The organism is Paraburkholderia sp. MM5477-R1, assembly GCF_050436385.1.
In the GTDB taxonomy this organism is placed as follows: Bacteria; Pseudomonadota; Gammaproteobacteria; order Burkholderiales; family Burkholderiaceae; genus Paraburkholderia; species Paraburkholderia tuberum.
Genome location: NZ_JBNDMC010000005.1, coordinates 22,457 through 45,139 on the forward strand (window position 1 = coordinate 22,457; position 22,683 = coordinate 45,139).

At 59.2% G+C, this 22,683-nt stretch carries 17 protein-coding genes and 2 pseudogenes; 12 read left to right on the forward strand and 7 right to left on the reverse strand.

Annotation, left to right across the window (positions count from 1 at the left end; genetic code table 11):
• Positions 1-650: 650 nt before the first annotated feature.
• Entirely contained in the window at positions 651-1,382 is a 732-nt protein-coding gene (locus tag OKW35_RS12455; protein WP_429552776.1) for an IS6 family transposase, read from the forward strand.
• 57 nt (positions 1,383-1,439) lie between these two features.
• Here OKW35_RS12455 and OKW35_RS12460 read toward each other — a convergent pair.
• Positions 1,440-1,772: pseudogene (locus OKW35_RS12460) on the reverse strand (glucarate dehydratase); the annotation flags it as partial.
• A 205-nt stretch (positions 1,773-1,977) separates the two neighbouring features.
• Here OKW35_RS12460 and OKW35_RS12465 point away from each other — a divergent pair.
• The 3 genes from OKW35_RS12465 (at position 1,978) to OKW35_RS12475 (ending at position 3,677) form a co-directional block, all read left to right on the forward strand.
• Positions 1,978-2,682, forward strand: coding sequence for a GntR family transcriptional regulator (locus OKW35_RS12465; protein ID WP_184059055.1), 705 nt, complete (start codon positions 1,978-1,980; stop codon positions 2,680-2,682).
• A 256-nt stretch (positions 2,683-2,938) separates the two neighbouring features.
• Complete coding sequence (locus OKW35_RS12470; protein ID WP_429354734.1) at positions 2,939-3,196, forward strand: hypothetical protein; 258 nt, start codon at positions 2,939-2,941, stop codon at positions 3,194-3,196.
• A gap of 133 nt (positions 3,197-3,329) precedes the next feature.
• Positions 3,330-3,677, forward strand: coding sequence for a hypothetical protein (locus tag OKW35_RS12475; RefSeq protein WP_084754269.1), 348 nt, complete (start codon positions 3,330-3,332; stop codon positions 3,675-3,677).
• 97 nt (positions 3,678-3,774) lie between these two features.
• On the opposite strand, the gene OKW35_RS12480 is transcribed toward OKW35_RS12475, so the two are convergent.
• The 3 genes and pseudogenes from OKW35_RS12480 to OKW35_RS12490 form a co-directional block, all read right to left on the reverse strand.
• Positions 3,775-4,788 (reverse strand): Gfo/Idh/MocA family protein, encoded by a 1,014-nt coding sequence (locus tag OKW35_RS12480; protein WP_429354733.1) that lies wholly within the window; start codon positions 4,786-4,788, stop codon positions 3,775-3,777.
• Positions 4,789-4,918: 130 nt separating this feature from the next.
• Positions 4,919-5,185: pseudogene (locus tag OKW35_RS12485) on the reverse strand (trehalose synthase); the annotation flags it as partial.
• 323 nt (positions 5,186-5,508) lie between these two features.
• Positions 5,509-6,366 carry a helix-turn-helix transcriptional regulator gene (locus OKW35_RS12490; RefSeq protein ID WP_184023351.1) on the reverse strand — a complete coding sequence of 286 codons (858 nt, stop codon included), beginning with the start codon at positions 6,364-6,366 and terminating at the stop codon, positions 5,509-5,511.
• A gap of 104 nt (positions 6,367-6,470) precedes the next feature.
• On the opposite strand from OKW35_RS12490, the gene OKW35_RS12495 reads away from it, so the two are divergent.
• Positions 6,471-7,370, forward strand: a complete 900-nt coding sequence (locus OKW35_RS12495) for an SDR family oxidoreductase (RefSeq protein ID WP_429552162.1) — start codon at positions 6,471-6,473, stop codon at positions 7,368-7,370.
• Positions 7,371-7,432: 62 nt separating this feature from the next.
• Here OKW35_RS12495 and OKW35_RS12500 read toward each other — a convergent pair whose 3' ends face one another.
• Positions 7,433-8,125 (reverse strand): phosphatase PAP2 family protein, encoded by a 693-nt coding sequence (locus tag OKW35_RS12500; RefSeq protein WP_429552163.1) that lies wholly within the window; start codon positions 8,123-8,125, stop codon positions 7,433-7,435.
• 247 nt (positions 8,126-8,372) lie between these two features.
• Here OKW35_RS12500 and OKW35_RS12505 point away from each other — a divergent pair, with 247 nt between their 5' ends.
• A complete protein-coding gene (locus tag OKW35_RS12505) occupies positions 8,373-9,245 on the forward strand; it encodes an endonuclease/exonuclease/phosphatase family protein (protein ID WP_429552164.1) in 873 nt (290 codons plus the stop codon).
• A gap of 139 nt (positions 9,246-9,384) precedes the next feature.
• Complete coding sequence (locus OKW35_RS12510) at positions 9,385-10,170, forward strand: COG4705 family protein (protein WP_184059042.1); 786 nt, start codon at positions 9,385-9,387, stop codon at positions 10,168-10,170.
• Positions 10,171-10,447: 277 nt separating this feature from the next.
• Here the strand turns inward: OKW35_RS12510 and OKW35_RS12515 are convergent, their stop codons facing one another.
• A complete protein-coding gene (locus OKW35_RS12515) occupies positions 10,448-11,689 on the reverse strand; it encodes a glycosyl hydrolase (RefSeq protein WP_429552165.1) in 1,242 nt (413 codons plus the stop codon).
• Between the two features lie 1,821 nt (positions 11,690-13,510).
• Here OKW35_RS12515 and OKW35_RS12520 point away from each other — a divergent pair.
• The 5 genes from OKW35_RS12520 (at position 13,511) to OKW35_RS12540 (ending at position 19,689) form a co-directional block, all read left to right on the forward strand.
• The gene (locus OKW35_RS12520; protein WP_187614586.1) at positions 13,511-14,155 is read left to right on the forward strand and encodes an SCO family protein; all 645 of its coding nucleotides are present in this window, start codon (positions 13,511-13,513) and stop codon (positions 14,153-14,155) included.
• A 17-nt stretch (positions 14,156-14,172) separates the two neighbouring features.
• Entirely contained in the window at positions 14,173-16,131 is a 1,959-nt protein-coding gene (locus OKW35_RS12525; protein ID WP_429552166.1) for an RICIN domain-containing protein, read from the forward strand.
• Positions 16,131-16,565 carry a hypothetical protein gene (locus OKW35_RS12530; RefSeq protein ID WP_184074558.1) on the forward strand — a complete coding sequence of 145 codons (435 nt, stop codon included), beginning with the start codon at positions 16,131-16,133 and terminating at the stop codon, positions 16,563-16,565. Before OKW35_RS12525 ends, OKW35_RS12530 begins: the two co-directional genes overlap by 1 nt.
• 456 nt (positions 16,566-17,021) lie before the next feature.
• On the forward strand, positions 17,022-19,283 hold the full coding sequence (locus tag OKW35_RS12535) for a polysaccharide biosynthesis tyrosine autokinase (RefSeq protein WP_429552167.1): 2,262 nt from the start codon (positions 17,022-17,024) through the stop codon (positions 19,281-19,283).
• Between the two features lie 226 nt (positions 19,284-19,509).
• Positions 19,510-19,689 carry a hypothetical protein gene (locus OKW35_RS12540; protein WP_429552168.1) on the forward strand — a complete coding sequence of 60 codons (180 nt, stop codon included), beginning with the start codon at positions 19,510-19,512 and terminating at the stop codon, positions 19,687-19,689.
• 706 nt (positions 19,690-20,395) lie between these two features.
• Here OKW35_RS12540 and OKW35_RS12545 read toward each other — a convergent pair.
• Complete coding sequence (locus OKW35_RS12545; protein WP_429552169.1) at positions 20,396-21,481, reverse strand: glycosyl hydrolase; 1,086 nt, start codon at positions 21,479-21,481, stop codon at positions 20,396-20,398.
• Positions 21,482-22,683 lie beyond the last annotated feature (1,202 nt).

A 22,683-nucleotide genomic window follows, 5' to 3' on the forward strand; every position in this document is an offset into this window, starting at 1 on the left:
CGCAGAACACCCTATGGACCGGCACCCAACCGATACGTGACAAGACAATACTCGTTCATCACGAGCAGGGGTTCGGCGACACGCTGCAATTCGTGCGTTTCGTGGATCGACTCAGTGCAGTTGGAGCTCGGGTCGTGTTGCGTGTTCAGGATGCACTGCTGCCGCTTCTCAAGAATTATCAGGGTGCGGCCGAAGTCATCGGCGAGACAGGACAGGTGCCGCATTTCGATTATCACGTTCCGACCCTGAGTCTACCGTTTGCGCTCAAGGTTCGTGCACCCGATCTCGCGGTGACCGGTCCATATATTCACGCAGACGACGCGCTTGTACGTCAATGGGACGATCTTTTTGCAGGCTCTGCTCGACGGCCGAGAGTTGGGATCGTATGGTCGGGAAGCCTGACGCATGTAAATGACTGCAACCGGTCTATGTCACTCAAGCAACTGAAGCCGTTGTTAGATGCCGACGCGGACTTCTTCGCGCTGCAACAGGATGTACGCGACAGTGATCGTACGTGCCTCGCGCAGCTTGAGCAGCGCGCGGTGCTGCGCGATGTTTCCGCGCGGCTCACTACGTTCGCTGAGACGGCTGCGCTGATCGCTGGTTTTGTCGCATTAACGCGGTCAAGTAAAATCCGTGGACCGCAACGCATGATAAGCATCATGGCAAAGACGCAAACGCCGCGCAAGACGCTGCCCGCTGGCATTGGCAAGGTACTGAAGCGGCTGCACTACCCGTTGGACGTGATCCTGCTGTGCGTGCGGTGGTACGTGGCGTACTCACTGAGCCTACGTAACCTCGAGGAAATGATAGCCGAGCGGGGTATCGAGGTGGATCATTCGAGCGTGCACCGGTGGGTTATTAAGCTGCTGCCGGTGCTTGAAAAAGCATTCCGCAAACGCAAACGGCCTGTGGGCAAGAGCTGGCGGGTCGATGAGACCTACGTCAAGGTCAAAGGCCAATGGAAATACTTGTACCGTGCCGTCGACAAGACAGGTAATACGGTGGATTTCCTGCTGCGCGCCCATCGGGACAAGGCCGCGGCGCGCGGCTACTTCGAGAAGGCGATTGAACAGAACGGCGAGCCCGAGACAATCACCGTGGACAGGAGTGGCGCGAATCTGGCTGCGCTTGAAGCGCTCAATGCCGAGCGTTTAACACCGATCAAGGTCCGTCAAAACAAATACCTGAACAACGTCGTCGAGCAGGATCACCGTGCCATTAAACGCATCATCAAACCGATGCTGGGGTTCAAGGATTTCCGCTGTGCGCGCATCATCCTGTCTGGCATAGAAATCGCACACATGATCCGCAAGGGGCAGATGTGTGACGATGGCGTCGCCCCGACTGCAGCCGAACAATTCTACTCGTTGGTAGCGTGAGTAGTACTACCGATATCACGCTTTGCTCAAGCTGTAATCGTTAGCGCGACAGAACCCTTTCGGCGCGTTCTTCGCCGAGTGCGAGCCGGGCGCGAGTTCGAATTCGACCGCGCCCGGGCTCGCCTTGATCGACGCTCGCACGCGCTCTTCCATGCGATTGAGGTCGAATGGCGACAGGCCGGTCACCAGCGACTTCGCCTGTTCGAGCACGCGCAGCATCGGTTCGTCGCCATAGGTCTCGGAGATGCCGACGCGGCCGTCGCTCGTCTCGAGCTCGACGATGGCGCGCAGCGCCCAAGGTTCGTGGATTCCGGCGGCGTTGAGCAGCGGGCCGTCGCGGAAGGCGATCGGGGTGATGCGCACCTGCGTGATGGTGATGTCGCGAGTCATGATAGCAATCGGCATAAGAAGAGTTTGATGGGACGGATGGTAAAGCACTAATGTATTAGTGCGTTACTGGGGTAAGTACCCATGTGCACTGTTCGCGGAATTCCGCTCGCAAGCCCGCTGGAAGGGGCGCGCGTCGGCTATAGTACTAGTGCCTCAGCGGACCGCCATGCCGGGTCACGCCTGCTTCCATGCTTCAGTTTCTGCCATGAAAAACCACGCTCATTCGTCGACGGTAACCCGGCTCGACCGCTCCCGCCACGCCGCGCCGCAAGTATTCGAACGACTGCGCGAAATGATCCTTTCCCTCGAACTCACGCCGGGTACGGTGCTGTCGCGCACCGAGCTGGCGAACCGCTACGGGCTCAGCCAGACGCCCGTGCGCGACGCGCTGATGAAGCTCGGCGAGGAAGGTCTCGTCGACATCTATCCGCAGCACGCGACGGTCGTCAGTCAGATCAACGTGACGTCCGCGCTGCAGGCGCATTTCCTGCGCCGCTCGATTGAACTCGAAGTGGTCCGCACGCTCGCGGAGCAGCGCGACGCCACGCTGATCGCTGAACTGCGCCTGACGATCGCGCGGCAAACGGAAGTGCTCGACCTGAAGAACTACGAGCAGTTTTCGCTGCTCGATCAGGCGTTTCATCGGCAGATGTACGAGGCGGCCGGCGTGCCGCAGCTATGGGATCTGGTGCGTAGGTTGAGCGGCCATATCGACCGGCTGCGGCGCCTGAATCTGCCGGTGGAGGGCAAGACGATAGCGGTCGTGCGCGATCACACCGAGATCGTCGATGCGATCGACAAAGGTGATGTCGAGGCGGCGCAGGCAGCGCTACGCAAGCATCTGTCGGGGACGCTGAGTCAGATCGATCAGATCCGCACAAGTCATCCGAATTTTTTGGCGGACGAGTGAGCGTTCGCTGATTCGCTGGCTACGGCTGGTTCACGGTCATTCTGAATGGACCGCCGTTCGCCGCCGCGTGGGGTACCGCTTCGTTGAGCGGACCGCAACATCCTGTTTTCATGTTCATCGAACCGGAAGCGCGGCGGCTTGTGGATCGCGCACGACGCGAAGGCCCTAAGACCTTGGTCCGATTGACGCGACAGCCACGCGTGGCACCCTCGTACAAAGCCGGCATACTCGTATTCAACCTGTCAGGGAGGTCGCCATGTTTTCATGGAGCCGGGAGTTCGCGGTCGCGGTCATGGCTGTGTCCGTGATGGTTTGCGCGGGAAGCTCCTGGGCAACCGAACAGGCTCAGCAGCGTCGCGCCGGACGTGACGTTCGCCAGGAGACACGCCAGGGTTCCCGCCACACGAAGCAGGAGTGCCGGGCCACGGACCAGAAGAGCAATTCGCAATGCCGGCAGGACAAGCGGCAAACCAAGCAGAATGGCCGTGAGGCGGCCAGGAATATCAAGTATTGAGCGTTTGCGTTCGCGTGCGCCGGCTGGGCACTGAACCAGCGACAGCAGGGGATGGCAGACACCACGTCCACCAGATCAAGCGGGGAAGCTGATGCGAGCCTGCCGATACGTAGCGCTTTGCACCTTGCCGTTCATGATCGTCGGCTGTAACACGCCTCCGATCGCACCGGGCAAGCCGGTCGATATCCCGACTGCCCTCGAGCAGGTTCTCCAGGGCCTGTGCAATTTCCGCAAAGATCAGGCCGGCCGGAAGCAGGATCTCGGCGCTGCAATCGACTCGATCACCGTGGAACTCGACCTGACCGTCGACGGAGCGAGAAATCCCCCGGTGGCGGTGGCGCCGGATATCCAGTTCATTCCCACCGTTAGCTATGGTCAGATCATGACGGCAAACAGGGGTAGCAGACTCGTGCTTACGCTGAAAAACACCGGCAGCGGTGCCCACGGCGGCGACTGCGATGTCACCGCGCCGGCCAGGTAGAGACCACTTTCGCTCGCCATAGTCTATGGCATTGCGAAAGCGGACGACTGGGCACTTGCCGCGCGTTGAACAGCGCGGCTCGCGCCAGCGTTGCACGTCAACCTTGGGCGATGCTCTCCCACGCGCCCGATTGAGCCGAGCGGAACACGGCATCGATCACCCGCATATTCGCGCGCGCATCTTCTAGCGAAATAGCCTGCGGGCCCCCACTCAGGATCGCCTCCGCGAACGTGGCGGCGGCTACGCCATATTGATCGCACACCGCAAGCTCCAGCCAGCGGTCAGTCGCGACACCGTCGCTATTGTGCTCACTGATTAGCAGGCGTGTCGGTCGATCGTTTGGTGCATTGAATGGAATTTCGACTTCGATTCGCCCCTTGGTACCGTGAAATTGCATCCGCTGGTACGGATAGGTCTGAGTCGAGTAAAAGAAACTCGCCTGCACGCCATCGAAGTCCATCAGCACGGAGCCGAGCCGGTCCACTTTGAAGGTCGGATCCTGCTCCACCAGCGCAACGACGCGCCGTGGCTCACGCCCGATAGTGAAGCGCGACGTCGTGATCGGATAACAACCAATATCGAGCAGACCGCCGCCACCTAGCTCGCTCTTGTTGCGGATATTGTGTTCGTTCGTGTTGTGATAGGTGAAACCGCCGGTCACTGCCCGCAATTCGCCGATCGCGCCTTCGTCGATCAAGGTCCGCACCTTCAACCATTGCGGATGCGTGCGAACCATGAACGCTTCCTGGATGTATCGGCCGGTCTTGTCGCGCGCGGCGATCAGCCGTTCAACCTGTTGAGCGTCCAGGCTGATCGGCTTCTCACACAGGACGTGCTTGCCCGCCTCGACCGATTTGATCGTCCATTCCACGTGGAAATGATTGGGTAATGGAATATAGACCGCGTCGATTTCCGGGTCCGCGAGGAGCGCCTCGTAACTATCGTATGCGACAGCCAGACCATACCTGGCCGCGGCTTCCCGCGCCTTCTCCGGAGAGCGTGACGCGATGCCTTTCACCCGACACTTCGGCGCGTTGTGCATGGGCACGACCACCTTGTCGTTGATCTTTGCGGCGCCCAAAATTCCCCAGACTATTTCATCCTTTGCCATGACATCCCTTTATTCGATTGCGTATCCGATGAGTCGAGCAGGCTGAACATTCGCGTGAGTCGACAAGTCGCGTGAGTCCGCGAACGACCAGAAGCATGCGATCGTATCAGTTTAACCGTGTCGCCCCGCGATACGCGGCGAACACTGCCGCGCGCTGAGCGGGCGTCAGCCGGCCCAGATCGAGTTCGTCGTGATTGCGCAGAAACACCCCCCATTGCGCGCTCGGCGGCCGTGGCTTCGTCGCAAGGAGCGCGTCCTTCAACGGCTTCGTGTTGCCCGTCGCGAGCGTGTAGAACGTGTTTTGATTGACCCGGAAGTTGAACATCATCGGCAGGCGCTCGCCCTCGTCGCCGAAGTAGTGCAGGTCGGTTTGGGGCGGCACGTTGGCTTCGGCCAGATCGTCGTCATGCCGAGCCCTTGCAGGTAATCGGAGCCTGCGCATCAGGCCCTCGAAGTCGCCGACGCCGTCGCCATTCGCATCCATGAAGGTGTCTACCGAGAGGCAATAAATGATCGCGCCAACTTGCTTGCCGCCAGCGAGGCGGTCATCGTGATTCTTACGCGAAGCTTGTGCGATGCCGTGCAGCCAATTAACGGGCCGAACGATGCAGTTCGGTAGTCGTCCCCAAGGTGCTTCAACCTCATTGGTTTCCACGAGCAATTGCGGAGTCGCCCGAGTGCGATCCGGCGGCCGCGCTCGCGCTCGAGCGTCAAAGCCGATCACGCAGCGGTCAAAGGCGCGGCGCTGGCACTCTCATCGATCGATGAAACGGTACTGCGGATGCGCGCGGCGATTCGCGCGTCGAGCGGCGTGTACACGAGCATGCTCAGGTCTGGCCGACCATCGACGGCGAACAGCGAATACTCCATTTCGATGGTCCCGAACGCAGGATGCAGCAGGCGCTTAACGTGCTGTCCTTCGCTGTGGCCGAATACCTGGTTTTCGCGCCACATGCGTTCGAAGTCCGGGCTCGCGCGACACAGATCGTCGACCAGATCGCCCACCTCGGAAGCGAGCCCCGCGCGGGCAACGTCCGCTCGGAACGTCCCCACGACGAAGCGCGCGACACTCTCCCAGTCGTGCTGTTTTGCCCGGACGGCCGGATCGCCGAACAGGAAGCGCAGGATGTTGCGCTGGCCCGGCGGCAGCGCGCTGTAGTCGGTCAGCACCACGGCTGCGGCGCGATTCCACGCGACGACGTCCCACGTCGCGGTCTTGATGATCGACGGGCTGGCATCGAGTGAATCGAGCACGCGCTGCAAGCGCGGGTCCACTGCGTCGGTGGACCGGTAGCGCACTTCCGGGGGGCGTCCGAGGCCCAGCATGAAAAGATGTTCGCGCTCGGTATTCGTCAGCATCAGCGCCGCGCAGATGCGCTCAAGCACCGCGGCGGACGGCGCGCCGCCGCGGCCCTGCTCGAGCCACGTGTACCACGTCGAGCTGATATTCGCGCGCTGCGCCACTTCTTCCCGGCGCAATCCGGGCGTGCGCCTGCGGCCCGAGAAGCCGAAGCTGGCCGGATCGAGCCGCGTGCGGCGACTACGCAGAAAGTCCCCGAGGGTTTGGGCGGTGTTCACTGGGATGATTAACCTGTTAGTCGCTTTACCGGGATAAGCTCACTACTTCAATAGCATAGTGAATGATCGCATAGTGCGTCGGTGGCTATTCTGGAGACTTGACCATGCGAATCTTTCTGACGGGCGCAACCGGGTTTATCGGCTCGGCTTTGGTGCCCGAACTTATCGAAGCCGGGCATCAGGTTGTCGGCATGACCCGGTCCGACCAGGGCGCGCAGGCGCTCAGCGCAGCCGGTGCGGAGGTCCATCGCGGCACGCTCGAAGACACCGATAGCCTGCGCAGCGGCGCCGCGAAGGCGGACGCCGTCGTTCACCTTGCTTTCGACCACGATTTCTCGCACTTCGTGGAGAACTGCGAGAAGGACAAGCGTGCTATCGCTGCACTGGGCTCGGCGCTGGCCGGCTCGGATCGGCCGCTTCTGATCACGTCGGGCACGGGCGTCGGCAGCCGCGATAACGGGCAGCCGGCCACCGAAGACGTGTTCAACACCAGTCACCCGAACTCGCGCATCGGCTCGGAGCTGGCCGGCAACGTGCAGCTGGAGGCGGGCGTCAACGTGTCGGTGATGCGCTTGCCGCAAGTGCATAACCCGTACCGGCAAGGCCTCATCACGCCGCTCATCCAGATCGCGCGGGACAAAGGCGTGTGCGCATATGTGGAGGAGGGACGCAACCGCTGGCCGGCGGGGCATCTGTCGGATGTCGTGCGGCTGTACCTGCTCGCGATCGAGAGGGGCGAACGCGGTGCGCGCTATCACGCGGTCGGCGAAGAAGGCGTTAGCGCCCGCGAGATCGCCGAGGCGCTCGGACGCGGCCTGAAGTTGCCGGTCGTCTCGATCGCGCGCGGCGAGGCGCAGGCGTACTTCGGATGGATGGCGATGTTCGCCGCGCTCGATATGCCGGCATCGAGCGCGCAGACGCAGGCGCGTTTGGGCTGGCGACCGACAGGTCCGACGCTTCTCGCGGATCTGAACGAAGCGCGCTACGTTCAGGGGGTCACGTAGCTTTCGCTGTCGCTGTCAGCCGCCGTCGCACGAGAACAAACCTGGAGCAACCATCGCCGTCATCATAGGTGTTTCATTACGCCACTCGCCAGCTTGCGCAATTCGTCGAACTGCGTGACGAGCTGGAGGCACAGAATAAAGGCCAGCGTCGCTGCGGGCGCCGGGTGGCGTTCGGTCCATCGCAGCACCGGCGTCGCGTAGCGCACGCGGATCGCATCCCGCGTCATCGCCAATGTAATCACGATTCCCACCGCGGCGCCCACCAGCAAATCGGTCGGATAGTGAAAGCCGAGATAGGCGCGCGGAAGGCAAATGAACAGCGCAGTATAGAGAAGCGCCAGCACGCCGACGCGCCGCGACATGAGGAAGATGCCGGTGGCGACCGCCATCCATAGCATCGCGTGATCGCTTGGGAAGGAACTCCAGTTGGTCAGCACTGCGTCCTTGATTTCGCCGCTGGCAAAGCGCAGATGCAGTTCGGTGTCGTAGACGGGGCGCACCCTGAATGGCAACCAGTGAGTCAGCAGTCTTCCGACTAAGAGCGCCACGATGCCGCTGACAAGCGTCGCGAGAACCATTTCTCGCCGCCATTCGCGGCACTCGTCTTGCTGAAACCACATCCACCACAGCACGGGAATGAGTACGAGGCCTTTGAAGGTGTACAGGTTGTCGATGGCCTGGATGGATAGATTCGCGAACTCACCGAGGTGTATGTTGGACAGATATGTTTCGATGGATAAATCGAAGCTATTCATTGTTTTCTAAAGAAATTGAGCCGGTCGCAGATGAGGGTCAGCATAATTCATCGCATGCACGGCATTTTTTGGCGCTTACTTTCACTGACAATTTTTACCGCGCAATTTCATCGCTAACTTTCAGTGACCCTGGGGACGCTCATAACAAGGGGAGCCGTGTGATTGAAATGCGCCCGTCCTGTCCAGCGCTGAGTCACCGCGCAGGATGCGGCGATACACTGTAGTCGGATCTTTCAAGGAGGCCGTCATGAAACTGGTCGACTGGAACATTCAGTGGGGATGCGGCGTCGACGGCTGCGTCGACCTCGGACGGATCGTGCGGGAAGCACGCGCGTTGTGCGACTTCGACGTCCTGTGTCTGCAGGAAGTCACGCGCGGCTTCAACGAAGAACCGGCGGCCGGCGGACTGAAAGGCGCGCCATCGTCCGATCAGTTCGCCGAACTTGCCGCTCTGCTGCCGGAGATGACCGTGCTCGATGCGATCGGCTCCGATCTGCCCTCGTTGGGCGCGAGCCGTCATCGGCGGCAGTTCGGCAATGCCATCGTGACCCGTTTGCCGGTTCGTCAGGTGCTGCGCCATTCTCTGCCGTGGCCCGCGGACCCCGCCAAGCCATCGATGCTGCGCGTCGCGCTCGAAGCGGTGCTCGAAGCCGACGTCGGTCCGCTTCGTTTCATCACCACGCACCTAGAGTTCTATTCGGAGAAACAGCGGCTCGCACAAGTGGCGAGACTGCGCGAGTTGCATCAGGAGGCGTGCGCTCACGCGCGCGCTCCCGCGCGTGGCGAGAAGCCGGACAGTCCGTTTGCCGATACGGCGCGCCCGGTCAGCGCGATTGTCTGCGGAGACTTCAACAGCGCATTCGAAGACACCGCCTTTTGCCGAATGCTCGAACCGATCACCAACGCTCCGGCGTTCGTCGATGCGTGGGCCCGCGCGCACCCCGGCGAGCCGCGTGCCGCGACGGTCGGCCTATACGATCACGAGCAATGGCCCGACGGAGCATTCGCGTGCGATTTCGTTTTCGTCACGGCAGACCTGAGCGCACGCATTGCATCGTGCGATGTCGATCAGCACAGCCGCTCGTCCGATCATCAGCCGATGTGGCTGGAACTGCGTTGAAGGGACTCGGAGTTACCGCCCCGTTACTGGCGCAGGAAAATCTGACCGCGTGATTCGGCGGGATGCTTAAGGTGCTGTTAAGGGTCGCTCTGCGATGGTTGAGCCTATGTTCAAGCCATGAGAATAGTGAGCACGTCACATGAATAGCAACCCGTTGCAAACTCGCGCGCATGCACTCACTAAAGTCCCGCAGATCACGCTGGGCTTCTGGATCATCAAAATCGCCGCCACGACGCTTGGCGAAACGGGCGGCGATTGGGTGACCATGTCGCTCAAATTGGGTTATCTGATCGGCACCGCGATTTTTGCGGTTATTTTTATTGGGCTGGTCGCAGGGCAGATCAGGGCGGAGCGGTTCAATGCCTCGCTCTATTGGGCGACCATCGTTGCAACGACCACGCTCGGTACCACGCTGGCCGACTTCTTCGATCGTTCGGTGGGAGTCGGCTATCCGGGCGGTGTAGTCATCGTCTTCGCGCTTCTGCTTGCGAGCCTGGGCGTCTGGTACAAATCGGAAGGTACGGTGGCGGTGCAGAGCGTGACCACGCCCAAAGCCGAGTGGTTCTATTGGGTGACGATCCTCTTTTCGCAGACACTGGGTACGGCCTTGGGCGATTGGGTGGCGGGATCGGACGAAGGCGGTCTGGGGCTTGGCTATGAGTACGGCGCTTTGATCTTCGGTGGGGGTCTGCTGATCGTCGGTGCGCTTTATTACTGGTCGCGGCTGTCACGGACCGCTATATTCTGGGCGGCGTTCATCCTGACGCGTCCGCTCGGCGCGACCTTGGGGGACCTGCTCGACAAACCCATTTCTCAAGGTGGGCTCGAGATCAGCCGACTCTATGCGTCGGTGATTCTGGTTTCGTTCATGGCGCTCTGCGTGATTTTCTTACCGCAACGTCCTGCTGGGCGAGCGATGCGGTAGATGGCGCGAAGAGGCTACGAATGTTCGGGAATAGCCATTGCGTGCCCGCTTCTCGGGTGGCGCCGCGTTGTTTGCCGTGTCTGCTCCTTCGACTACGGCAGCGACGAGTTTGACGCAACGCATTGGCACAGTGCCAGTTCATCCTCGCGAAGCTCGGCCTCGGGAATTTCGCTGCGGCCCTCAAACTGGATGCGGTCCTGTCAACCCGGCCCAAAACGGAAAAACGAAGGAGCGCGATAGTCGCGCCCCGTTCGTTCATGGGTTACAGCAGGCAGGCTTACTTGATCGCAGTCAGGTAAGAGCCGGACAGGAAGCGTTGCGAACGCGGAATGGTCGCCGTGTAGGCCTGAATCGCGGCTGCCAGCTGCGGACGAATCAGGTTTCGGTTGTAGTCGTAGATCGAATAGCCGTCGCCTTCGCCATTGCTCGGATCGCCGTTACGCACGACATACCAGAACGCCTTTGCCACCGAACCGTTGTTCATCAGAACCTTCAACTGGTTGAATGCGGCCGTTTGTCCGGCGTCCGTACCGTTGGTGCCATTGTTGGTCTCGGTCAGCCAGATCGGCTTCGCGCCACTGCTGACGAGGTTCGACACCGTGGTCATGAATGCCTGCACCATCATGTCGTATTCGGCGCTGCCGAAGTAGGGGTGAACGTCGACGACATCGATCGTGGTGTTCAACGGGCTGGAAGCACTCTTCGTGTTGTTACCCATTGCCTTGATGTAGTCGGTCGCCTGGATCAGCTCGCTGCCCGCGGGCGGTTTCCAGCCGTTATTCGGGTACGCCGAGTTGTAGAAGTACGAGATGCCCTGAGTGTGCAGAACCGTTTTGTAGCCCGACTGGCTTTTCGTGTTCAGGATCTGCCTGGCTTCCGAATAGAGCGTCTTGCTGCGATTCAGAATGTATCCGGAGATACCGTTCGGATCGCCGTAAGACGGGTCTGAAGCGGAGAACGACCAGTTGGTCTCATTGAACAGTTCGATGTCAGCCGTAAAGGGCAGAACGACGTCCATGAGCGAGCCGAGATACTTCGTGAACGTCGCGTCGCAGAAGTCGAGTCGCGGTGACGATGCGGTCGGCGGATTTTTGGTGGCCGGGCATTGGTATGCACTAGACGGCGCGTACATGCCCACCTGGAAAAGAATCTTCATGCCGCGCGTGCGTGCGGCGTTCAGAAGCGACTTCAGAAAGGCCACTTTGTTGGGGTCCAGCGTGCTGCCGTCGGCCAGCGTCATGAAGTCCCACGAAACGCCGAGGCGAACCGTGCCCACGCCCAATCCGGCAATCAGATCCAGGTCCTTTGAGCATTCGCTCAGCGCCGTCTGATCCGCACTCCAGAGATTGCAGTTCACGTCCATTGCAAAACGGTCGTTTCCGCTTCCGGTGGGCGGCGGCTGCAGCGCCGCGAGTTGCTGGGCGGTGGCGGCGGTCGAACTCGTCTGGGAGAACGCTGGCATCGATTGCCCGCACAACAGGGCTAAAACGGCGAATAGTGAGTAGAGTCTGAGTTTCATGGCTTAGCTATAAATTGCTACTGACCGGGGATGGGCCGAGAACGTTGGAATTACGTTTGCCGATGACCATCAGTTCCTGAAGCGATGGCATACGTAACGCAAACACGTCAAACGCGTGAGTCAACGGTCGCTGACATCACGATTGAAAATGCTCTTGCACGGGATATGCGGGTTTCGTATCGATCGTCGCGAAACGGTTCAATCGCCTTGTCCCGCCCGTTGCACCAGGGCGCGGTTATAAGGCTGACCGTTCGCCTGAACCGGCGGAGAGCCATTGTCGGGGGGCACTACGCCGTTGCTGTACGGATCTGTAGCCGCGTTCGCGACTGTGTCGGCAGGGAGGGAGTTGGCCGTCACGGACGCGGTGCTGCCATCATCGCTTGTTTCACCGCCACAACCTGCAAGGCTTAGTACGCCTGCGATAAATGCAAGCGCCGAAGCAGTTTTTGCGATCTGGGGAAGCCGACGAAATGACGGTTTCAGTCTTGGAGAGAGTCTGCTGAAGAAGGACATCTGTCTATCAAGGCCGATGGAACCTGGCCGCTAAAACGAACAACGTTCGCGTGATAAGGACGTCGCCACGAAAAAATACGCAACAACACGAAGTACAACTGAATAATGATCGGCTTTTGTCAAGAGCCGCCCGCTGCCGCACTCGCGTGGGGCACTAATCGCGTTTAATCTTCAGATTTAATGCGACCTACTGAAAACCCGCTTTCATCATTTTCAATCGGAAGATTCGGTAATTCGTCGCAAATTGCGAAGTTTTTCCAATCGAATCAAAATCGACAAGGTTTTCCCTGAGTGATCTGATGAATACGAATGATACAGAATTGGAACAAAACTTTCGCCGTCGGACGTAACTAAGCGTAACAACGAAATTTGTGCTACATGAGCCTATCGGCAACGCGTCCCTCCTCCCTTCCAACGCTTATCCAGAGGCGTTCTCACGCCCGAATTCGAGATTCACAAAACAACAAAAAAGCCGTTACAAAATTGTTACTTGTCGCTTTTAGACAGTCGCGGTGCTTTATTTCCGCCAATGTATGGTTCTTATCGGGATGGCTGGGACCTAATTAAATGCTGATTAAATGTTTCGGTATGGTTTTAGAAAGAAAATAATGCTGCCGAGGCATTTATATGGGCCGCACCGGTCGCATCAAATAAATCGCGGAATGCGAATTTTGCCACGGTTTGACTTTGGGCTTTGGAACAAGGAGACGGCCGGGAGCCAGGGGCGCGGAACCTGCATATCATCGCCAGCGAAACACGCGCAATGGCTCGCCTGGTCGCGGCGAAACTCGAAGCCGCCGGAACACCGGCGCTGCTTGCTATTCGCCACCGCGGACTTGCCATCGTGCCGATGCTGAGGCCTTGTTGGGCAACCCCTTCGTGGTAGGAGCAGGGCTTGGCAGTTCGGTAACGGTCAGCCGAGTCTCTTCGGCCGGGCCGACCTGGTCCGCCTGCCTGACGCGTCTTGCCGCCACGTTTGAGCGCGCAATCCATTTTCGCGACTTCGCCATTTCCGCCGCCTCACGACGAATCTCAGGACAACATAGGTTTTGCTCGGGCTTTCTAAAACACCCAGTTTTTGAAGTTTCATTGTTATGTGGCCGACCTCACAAAGCGGAGCAAGTCGCGGGCCTGACGCTGTAATTTTCCGGAAGGTTCTCTGCTACGCTCCCGAATGCCGTTGATTCGCAATTAGAAAGCGAACGTAGCCGTCGCGCGACTCGTGCGCATTATCGCGTGGGTAACACGCAATAAAAGATGGCGACGAATGGTTCTGCGAGCCATTACACGTTGCGGGAGATCATAGTCATGTTCCATCAACACGCGCCGACTCGCGCGACGTTGCGTGCGTGCGCGCCGGTCCGAAGTCCGGGACGCCGCGCGCTGCTGCGTGGCATATCGGCCGCGGCGTTAGCCGGCGTTTCTTTTCCGCTATACGCGCAGCACGCAAGCATAGGACTCGTCACGCCGCCCATTCGTCTCGACGACTTCTGGGTGGTCGATCAAAGCGGCCAGAAACAGTTGCTAACCGACCTGTTGCGTCAGAAAGTGACTGCGTTGCAGACGATTTACACAGGATGCACTTCAGTTTGTCCTTTGCAGGGTGCACTGTTCAGCACCGTTCAGCAACGGATATCGCAGTTACAGCACCGCTACCCCGTTCAGTTGGTGTCGATCGGAATCGATCCGCTTTCCGATTCGCCGCCCGCGCTGCACGCATGGCTCATGCGCTTCCAGGCCGGACCCGAATGGCGGGCGGCCACGCCGACGTTGCAGGACGTCGACCGGATGCGCAGAGCGCTTTCGGGCAGCACCCTGCCACTCGGCAACATTGCCGATCACTCGACCCAAATCTACTGCTTCGATGCGAACGCAATGTTGCGCTGGCGAAGTGACGACCTGCCTCGCGCGGATCAAATTTGCGATGTACTGGGCGCATTAGGGCGTGTGTAACCTACTGGACTGAGGCTATGTCACAAAACCGATCGTTTAGGATCCTCTCGCAATTGTTCGACAGGTGCGTGAAAGCGTTGCTGCTGATCACATTCATGGCGGCGCTTTCGATGTTCTCCACAGCTGCCGACGCGCAGACATCGAGCACGCTCACCGTCAACGGCACGACCTTGTGCGCCGACGTGAACGCCGAATCGAAGACGCCTGGCGCCTCGGTTATCGAGTGGACGTGCAATGGCGGGAATAACCAGCACTGGACACTGACGCAGAACAACGGGCTTTATCAGTTCGTCAACGTCAACAGCAACCTTTGCCTCGACATCTACGGTGTCAGCACGGACGCCGGCGCTGGGGCGGACCAGTGGACCTGCAATGGCCAGGCGAATCAAAGCTTTCAGCTGATCCCGCAAGGTGGCGGCTTTGCAATCGTCGCGTCGCAGAGTCACCTGTGTCTGGCTGCTGCCAGCCTCACGGCGCAGGGCTCGCAGATCACGCAGCAGGCTTGCAGCGGAACCGCTCTGCAGACGTGGCAGATCAGCGGCATGACCGCGAAAACATTGCCGGCAAAGTGGACTACACCCTATAACCTGTCGATCGTGCCGGCAGCTGCGGCGAATCTGCCCGATGGCACCGTGGTAGTGTGGTCCGCCGACCAGAAGCTGGACTTTACGTCTGGCGAAGTCACCCCCGGCAACACATACACCGCAATCTTTAACCCGACTACCGGCACGAGCAAACAGGTTCTCGTGTCGAATACCGGCCACGATATGTTCTGCCCGGGAATCGTCAATCTTCCGGATGGCCGTATTTACGTCACTGGTGGCTCGAGCAGCGACGCGACGAGTTTCTACACGCCTTCGACCGGAAAATGGTCGTCAGGTCCTCTAATGAATATTCCGCGCGCCTACCACGGCAGCGTAACGTTGAGCAATGGCAACGTATTCCTGGTGGGCGGCTCGTGGAACGGAGGCGAGGGCGGCAAGACCGGCGAAACCTGGTCACCGAGTACGGGTTGGCAGCTCAATAGCGCCATTCTCGCCGACTACATCCTCACGAATGACGCGGCTGGCATTTTCCGCTCCGACAATCATGCATGGCTGTTTGCGGTGGCAAATGGGCGAGTCTTCCACGCCGGCCCGAGCGTCGCCATGCACTGGTTCGATACCGCCGGCGCGGGCAACGTGACGCCTGCCGGCAACCGGGGCAGCGATACCGATGCGATGAACGGCAACGCCGTTATGTACGATATCGGCAAGATCCTGGCTGTAGGCGGTGCGCCGAGCTACGAGTATGCCAACGCGACTGCGGACGCCACCCTAATCGACATCAGCAGCGGCACCGCGGTGACTCAAACGCTTACGCCGATGAATTACCGCCGCGCCTTCAACACCAGCGTGGTCTTGCCGAACGGTCAGGTGGTAGTCCTTGGTGGAGAGGCGTACCCGATAACGTTTTCGGACGACACCGCCGTGCTGGCGCCAGAGTTGTGGGACCCTACCACCAAGACTTTCTCGGTGCTCCCGCCGCAAGCCGTGCCGCGTAACTATCACAGCATCGCACTGCTGTTGTCGGACGGTCGCGTACTGAGTGGTGGCGGTGGACTGTGCGGAACCTGCTCGACAAACCATACGAACCTCGAAATACTGACGCCGCCGTACCTGCTCAACGCGGACGGCTCGGCGGCAACACGACCGACCCTCACAGCCGCGCCCACTACGGCACAGCTCGGGACATCGATCGCCGTAACGGGCAGCAGTGGCATCAAGGCCTTTGCGTTGATGCGCATGTCTTCGTCGACCCACGCGGTCAACAACGAGCAGCGGCGGGTACCCGTGACTTTCACGGTAGGAACGGCGGGCGAATATCTGATCAATATTCCTTCCGATCCGGGTGTCGTCGTGCCTGGCTACTACATGCTGTTTGGCCTGAACGCGAAGGGTGTGCCGAGCGTTTCGCGCACGGTGCAGATCCAGTGATGGCGTTACGGTCACGGCGAACCGCGGCGCGTGCGCTGGCGCTGGCGCTGGCGAACATCACGTATGTCGCGCATGGCGCGCCGCCTTGTGAGTCGAACGATCTCGGGTGTTCGATCTTCAACGGGCAGCATTCGGTTGAGGCGCAATTGCGCGACGACGATCGTCTGTTGCCCGGCTCGACCACGCGTTGCGCGAACTGCCATTCGCAAACCGGCTCGGGCGACGCATTCGCACCACCCTTGACCGCCGGGAACCTGTTTCCTGCGAAGAGTCGAAGGGACGGTCCGGCGAGCAGTTACGATCAGGCAACGTTCTGCAGGGCGCTGAGGGAAGGCATCGACCCGGTCAACGTGATGTTGCGCAAAGCCATGCCTCACTACCGGATATCCGAGACCGAGTGTGCGGCGCTCTGGCATTTCGTGACGAAGCGCTAGCACCCTTGCGTGCGGTTGCGCGAATTCGGCGCCGTTTGCTCCACCAGCTTTTGTCGGTGTTTTCACGCTATACGGGTGCTTGTTCGAAATGATCGAAATAGCGACATCGCAATTGCGCATGACCCCGTTGGAGCGAAAAATGGGAATGTGCGGCAGCGTACGGAGGTGCGGCAAGCCGTCAGATAGGCTGCGATGACTTCTGCTATGAATAACTCGCTTTCTGTTTGCTGGCGCAATACATCGGATGCGGAAAAATTAGAAGTCTGCGCCAGACCCGGCGGAAGTCTCTTTTAGACCATAAGACGATTCATTTCGAGCACGCTTGCGAGCAGGACTGACGTACTCGGCCTGTGCGTCCGATTTCAGCCGTGACAAAAAGCGAGATCTGGCAACGCCGCATCGCCTGCACATTAAATCGAGCTTCCATCCTTTTCGTACACCCGCCCTGGGGTTTCGATGAATCAGAACTCTCTGCTTACGAATGCTGCCGTGCTCCGGAATAACGATGTCAGTCTTTCGCGTTATTTCGACGTTCTAATGGCCAACCGCTGGCTGGTCGGTGGAATCGCCGGCGGCGTGCTCGCCGTGGGCGTGGCCTACGCGTTTATCGCGCCGTCGGTGTACCAGGCCGATATTCTCGTGCAGGTTGAAGACAGCATTCCGACCAACAATTCAAAAGGCCCGCTGGGCGACGTCTCCAGCATGTTCGACGTCAAAACAGAGGCGACGGCTGAAATGGAAATCCTGCAGTCGAGAATGGTGGTCGGAAAAGCGGTTGACGATCTGCACCTCGACGTCAGCGCAAAGCCGAAGCGCTTTCCCTTGATCGGAGACTGGTTGGGCCGGCAAGCCCGGAGTCTTTCCGAGCCAGGGATCTTTGGATTTGGCGGATATGCATGGGGCGATGAAGCGATCAAGGTGTCCAGCTTCGACGTCCCGGAAGCATTCGAAGGCGAGAAGTTCGTTCTGACGGTTCTGGAGGGCGGACGCTACCGGCTGGAGCAGTCGGATCTCAGCGAGCCGATCGAGGGTCGCGTGGGCGAAAAGCTCGACACGAAACTGCCCGATGGCGCGATCACGCTGCAGGTCGATTCGCTGAACGCAAAGCCGGGCACGCAATTCATTCTGGAGAGACAGTCGCGCGAGAAGACGGTGGAAAGCCTGCAAAACCGGCTGACGGTCTCGCAGAAGGGTAAAGACAGCGGCATCATCGGCGCGTCGCTGATGGGCTCTGAGCGGCTGCTGACGGCCAGCACGCTCGCCGAAATCGGCAATGCGTATGTTGACCAGAATCTGAAGCGCAAGGCGGCGGAAGCCGAGAAGTCGCTTGCGTTCCTGAGCGAGCAGCTGCCGCAACTCAAGAGCGACCTGGAGCGCGCCGAGGGACGCTATAACGACATGCGCAACCGCATGGGCGTGTTCAATCTGAGCGAGCAGGGCAAGGCCTATCTGGATCAAAGCGTAGCCACGCAGCGCAGCCTGCTCGAACTGAAGCAGAAGCGCGCGGAGATGGGCGCGATCTACGCGCCGGGTCACCCCGCGATCCAGGCGATCGATCAGCAGATCGGCATGCTGAGCAGCAGGATCGGAAGCTTGTCGCAGCAGGAACAGGCGTTGCCGGACCTGGAGCAGAATGCGGTGCGCCTGACCCGTGACATGAACGTGAACAACGAGCTTTACGTCGGCATGCTGAACAACATGCAACAGCTCAGACTGGTTCGCGCCGGCAAGGTTGGAACGGTGCGGTTGATCGATAACCCGGTGGTGCCGAAAGAGCCGATCAAGCCGAACAAGCTTCTGGTGATTATCTATGCTGCGTTGGGCGGCCTGATTCTGGGCGTGGGTGCGGCGTTCGGGCGTACGGCGCTGTATCGGGGCGTGACCGACGCGCAGGAGATCGAGGAGCAAACGGGCCTGAACGTCTATGCGAGCGTGCCGCTGTCGCAGGCGAAAGTCGCGCGAATCGGCAAGACGCCGAAGCTGCCCGCTGGCGAGAAGTTCCTGCTGGCGAGCGAGTTTCCGCGCGACCCGTCGATTGAAAGCCTGCGCCGACTCAGAACCGCGCTTCATTTTGCCATGCTGGAATCGGAATCGGGCGACAATCGCGTGCTGCTGACGGGGCCGACGGAACAGGTGGGCAAGTCGTTCCTTTCGGCGAATCTGGCGGCGGTCGTATCGGCGGCCGGCAAGCGGGTGTTGCTGATCGACGCGGACCTGCGCAAAGGTCATCTCGAGCAATACTTTGGTCTCGACTCGAGCCCCGGCCTGGCTGACTATCTGTCGTCGGACGTGACGTCCGACCCGGTGATCATGCGTGACGTGCGTCCGGGCCTCGACTTCGTTGCGCGCGGAGCGATACCGGAGAACCCGGCCGAGCTTCTGGTGAGCGAACGCATGCAGCAATTCCTCGCGAAGACGAGCGAATACGACATCGTGCTGATCGACACGCCGCCGGTGCTCGCCGTCTCCGACGCGACCGCGCTTGCGGATAGCTGCGGCACCGTGCTGCTGGTGACCCGCTTCGAGACCACTTCCATTGCGCAGGTGGTGGAGGCCACCAAGCAGCTCAAGCAGGCGAATGCCCGGGTGAAGGGCGTGATCTTCAACGGGATCGATACGGATGTCTATCGCTATAGTCTGGGCGCGCGCGCAGGCCTCTATCGCAGTGCTTCCTATCTCGACGCATTGCCCGCCAGCGGAAAGACGCAGAAAGGCTAGCCTTCAGACGACAACCATCGTCGTGTAGAGCGATGAAAAATTCACCCGGACTTCGACGTAGATAAATTGTGAATATCAAACATTCGATCGTCAGTATCGCTGGAGTCGTACTGAGTCAGGCGCTCAATTTCGTTTCGATTCTATTGATCGGGAAGTTCTGCGGGCCGACGGCTCTCGGGTACTTTTTATCCGCTCGTTAATCGGCTTGCGTCCGGAGGTTGCGTGCATGGCGGCGGACAACGCCCAGGCCGTGCGTGCAATGACGAGTTGCAGCGCCGTCGCGATACCGATCGGCCCCGCGCTTGGTGGCCACGATCATTTCCGCCCCTCCGATTCGATCCCGGTGATCGCCCTCGCATTCGGCGTATTTCTGCAGCAGACGCTGGGTGAAGCGCTGACCAGCTGAGCGCACGGGCACCGGCGTCTTCATCTATGGCGGGATCTTTCCGACCTCTCTGTTTGTGCCGGCCGGCGTCTGCCATTTTGATGCTGATGATATTCGTCCATCGCGACGCCGGCAGCTTCGCGCTCGCCTACCGCGTCGGCTATTTTCGTACGTCACGTTCTTCTGAACCCGCGCGCCGCCGGCCATGCAATGCGCTTGCCATTCTGAAGTTTGGCGCCGAAAGCGTGGCTAAACCCGTGGTATAGTGAGTTCGATTATTAGGTCGGCATCCATCCGCAAGCGGGACATTGCGCCCTTGTCAATCTCTGCCGGACTTTGGATCGCCTTCATCACACTGTCCGGTGCCGCTAGGGAAGATCTCAAGCCATAGCTACGCCACCGATGACATCGTGCTGTTCAACTTCTCGAAAATTCGATGTGGTCGTAAAGGGAGTGGAAGATGGTAACTTTCTTGACGCATGCCGCCTGTCTGCTGATCGGCGTGGCGATTGGGGTCTTCGCGTGTGCGCTTTGCGTTGCGCGCGCGAGAGGATCAAAGGAGGATAATTAGTCTCATCGCCCTCTTATGATTCATCCGTCATTGCGGATGTCCGCTGCTTCCTGTTTGCAACACCATCAAGCACGCTGGAGCAGGGCAGAACAGCAAAATGACGCAGACGGCGGAGTCGGCGTTCGCGTTCATCTCATCGATTGCAATTAGACGCCTTCACTGGACCGGGGTCAGGTAGGGACCCGATAGGAATCGCTGCGCTCGCGGGATGCTCGCGGTGTAAGCCCGAATAGCGGCGGCAAGCTGCGGACAAATCAGGTTACGGTTGTAATCGTAGATCGAATAGCCGTCGCCTTCCCCGTTGCTCGGATCGCCGTTACGCACGACATACCAGAACGCCTTTGCCACCGAACCGTTGTCCATCAGCACCTTCAACTGATTGAATGCCGCGAGTTGTCCGGCGTCCGTACGGGTCGTCCCGTTGTTGGTTTCCGTGATCCAGATCGGCTTGGGACCGCTAGCGACCAGATTCGAAACGGTCGTCTTGAACGACTGCATCAGCGTTTGGTAGTCGGCGCTGCTGAAGTACGGGTGAACGTCGACGACGTCGATCTCGATGTTCAACGGGCTGGAAGCACTCTTGGTGTTGTTACCCATTGCCTTGATGTAGTCGGTCGCCTGGATCAGCTCGTTTCCTGCGGGCGGTTGCCAGCCGTTATTCGGGTACGCCGAGTTGTAGAAGTACGAGATGCCCTGAGTGTGCAGAACCGTTTTGTAGCCCGACTGGCTTTTCGTGTTCAGGATCTGCCTGGCTTCCGAATAGAGCGTCTTGCTGCGATTCAGAATGTATCCGGAGATACCGTTCGGATCGCCGTAAGACGGGTCCGAAGCGGAGAACGACCAGTTGGTCTCATTGAACAGTTCGATGTCAGCCGTAAAGGGCAGAACGACGTCCATGAGCGAGCCGAGATACTTCGTGAACGTCGCGTCGCAGAAGTCGAGTCGCGGTGACGATGCGGTCGGCGGATTCCTGGTGGCCGGGCATTGGTATGCACTAGACGGCGCGTACATGCCCACCTGGAAAAGAATCTTCATGCCGCGCGTGCGTGCGGCGTTCAGAAGCGACTTCAGAAAGGCCACTTTGTTGGGGTCCAGCGTGCTGCCGTCGGCCAGCGTCATGAAGTCCCACGAAACGCCGAGGCGAACCGTACCCACGCCCAATCCGGCAATCAGATCCAGGTCCTTTGAGCATTCGCTCAGCGCCGTCTGATCCGCACTCCAGAGATTGCAGTTCACGTCCATTGCAAAACGGTCGTTTCCGCTTCCGGTGGGCGGCGGTTGCAGCGCCGCGAGTTGCTGAGCAGTGGCGGTAGTCGCGTTCGTTGTCTTGGCGCGACCGTTCTTCGCGAAGGCCGACATCGGCTGCCCACACAAAAGTGTTAAGAGGGCGAATAAAAAGAAAAGTGTGAGTTTCATTTCTCAACTATAAATGCTGTCGCGTGGAATTGGTTCCGAAAACGTCAGAGTTAAGTGTGCCGATGAACATCAATTGTTGAAGCGACCGCATTGACGGCACGGATATGTCGAACACGCGCATCGAATACCGTGTCGACGTCAGAGTCCCGCACAGACACTACACTTCAGAACCGAGCGACTCAATCTTCCTAAGGATGCGCCCTCTTGTTCGGCATCAGTCCCAGCTGAAGTTTGTTGTGTGACGCAATGCCTCACTATCAGATTTCCGACGCCGGTTGCGCCACGCTTGTCGGCATATCACGAAGTCTTCGCGTCGAACTCCGCAATGAGCGAATCGTCCGATCATGTACGGGAACGCACATCGATTCGTAGTGCCGAGCCGGGATACTTGCGACTTCGATGTGCAGCGCGAGTCATCGCATAGACCTTGCCGCGGTCAGTCATTACAGAAGTTGTTCCTTCATCAAATGTTCTTTTTTCCTAAAGATGAAAACTGTCGTCTCTCTTTAGACAAATTCGCAATCACGAGCTTTCGAAAGAACGGTTACACCTCTGATAAAAGCATGCGTCTGACCTGAACGCTTTGTCATGATATTTACGAGTGATACCTGGCGATAAGACCAATCAAAGAACGAAGCCATGATTCGAATTCTGCGTATTTGATTGGCAGAAGAACTGTTGGTGCACCTGATGAAGGGCGACGTGTCTCGATCGAACTGTACGATGGCGACTTTATGCGCTATTGCTAACATTCGGTCTTTGAGTGAGATGTTACGCTCGTCGTGACTCGTCAGTGAATCAATGAAATTAGCTTCACTAAACGATTCACTTCCACACCAAAATCTGTTTTGCAAGCGCAGGGTGCCTACGCCGGCATCGTTCCCCACGAGTTTCCGAACTGAGGAGATAGTATGTTCGAATCCAACGCCACCGCGGATCCGAAACTGAAAGAGGCGTGCCTTGAGGCGAATTCAAAACAGGTCGCCCTGGATGACTCGAACCCGCAAAGCGAGAACATCTTCGTCGCA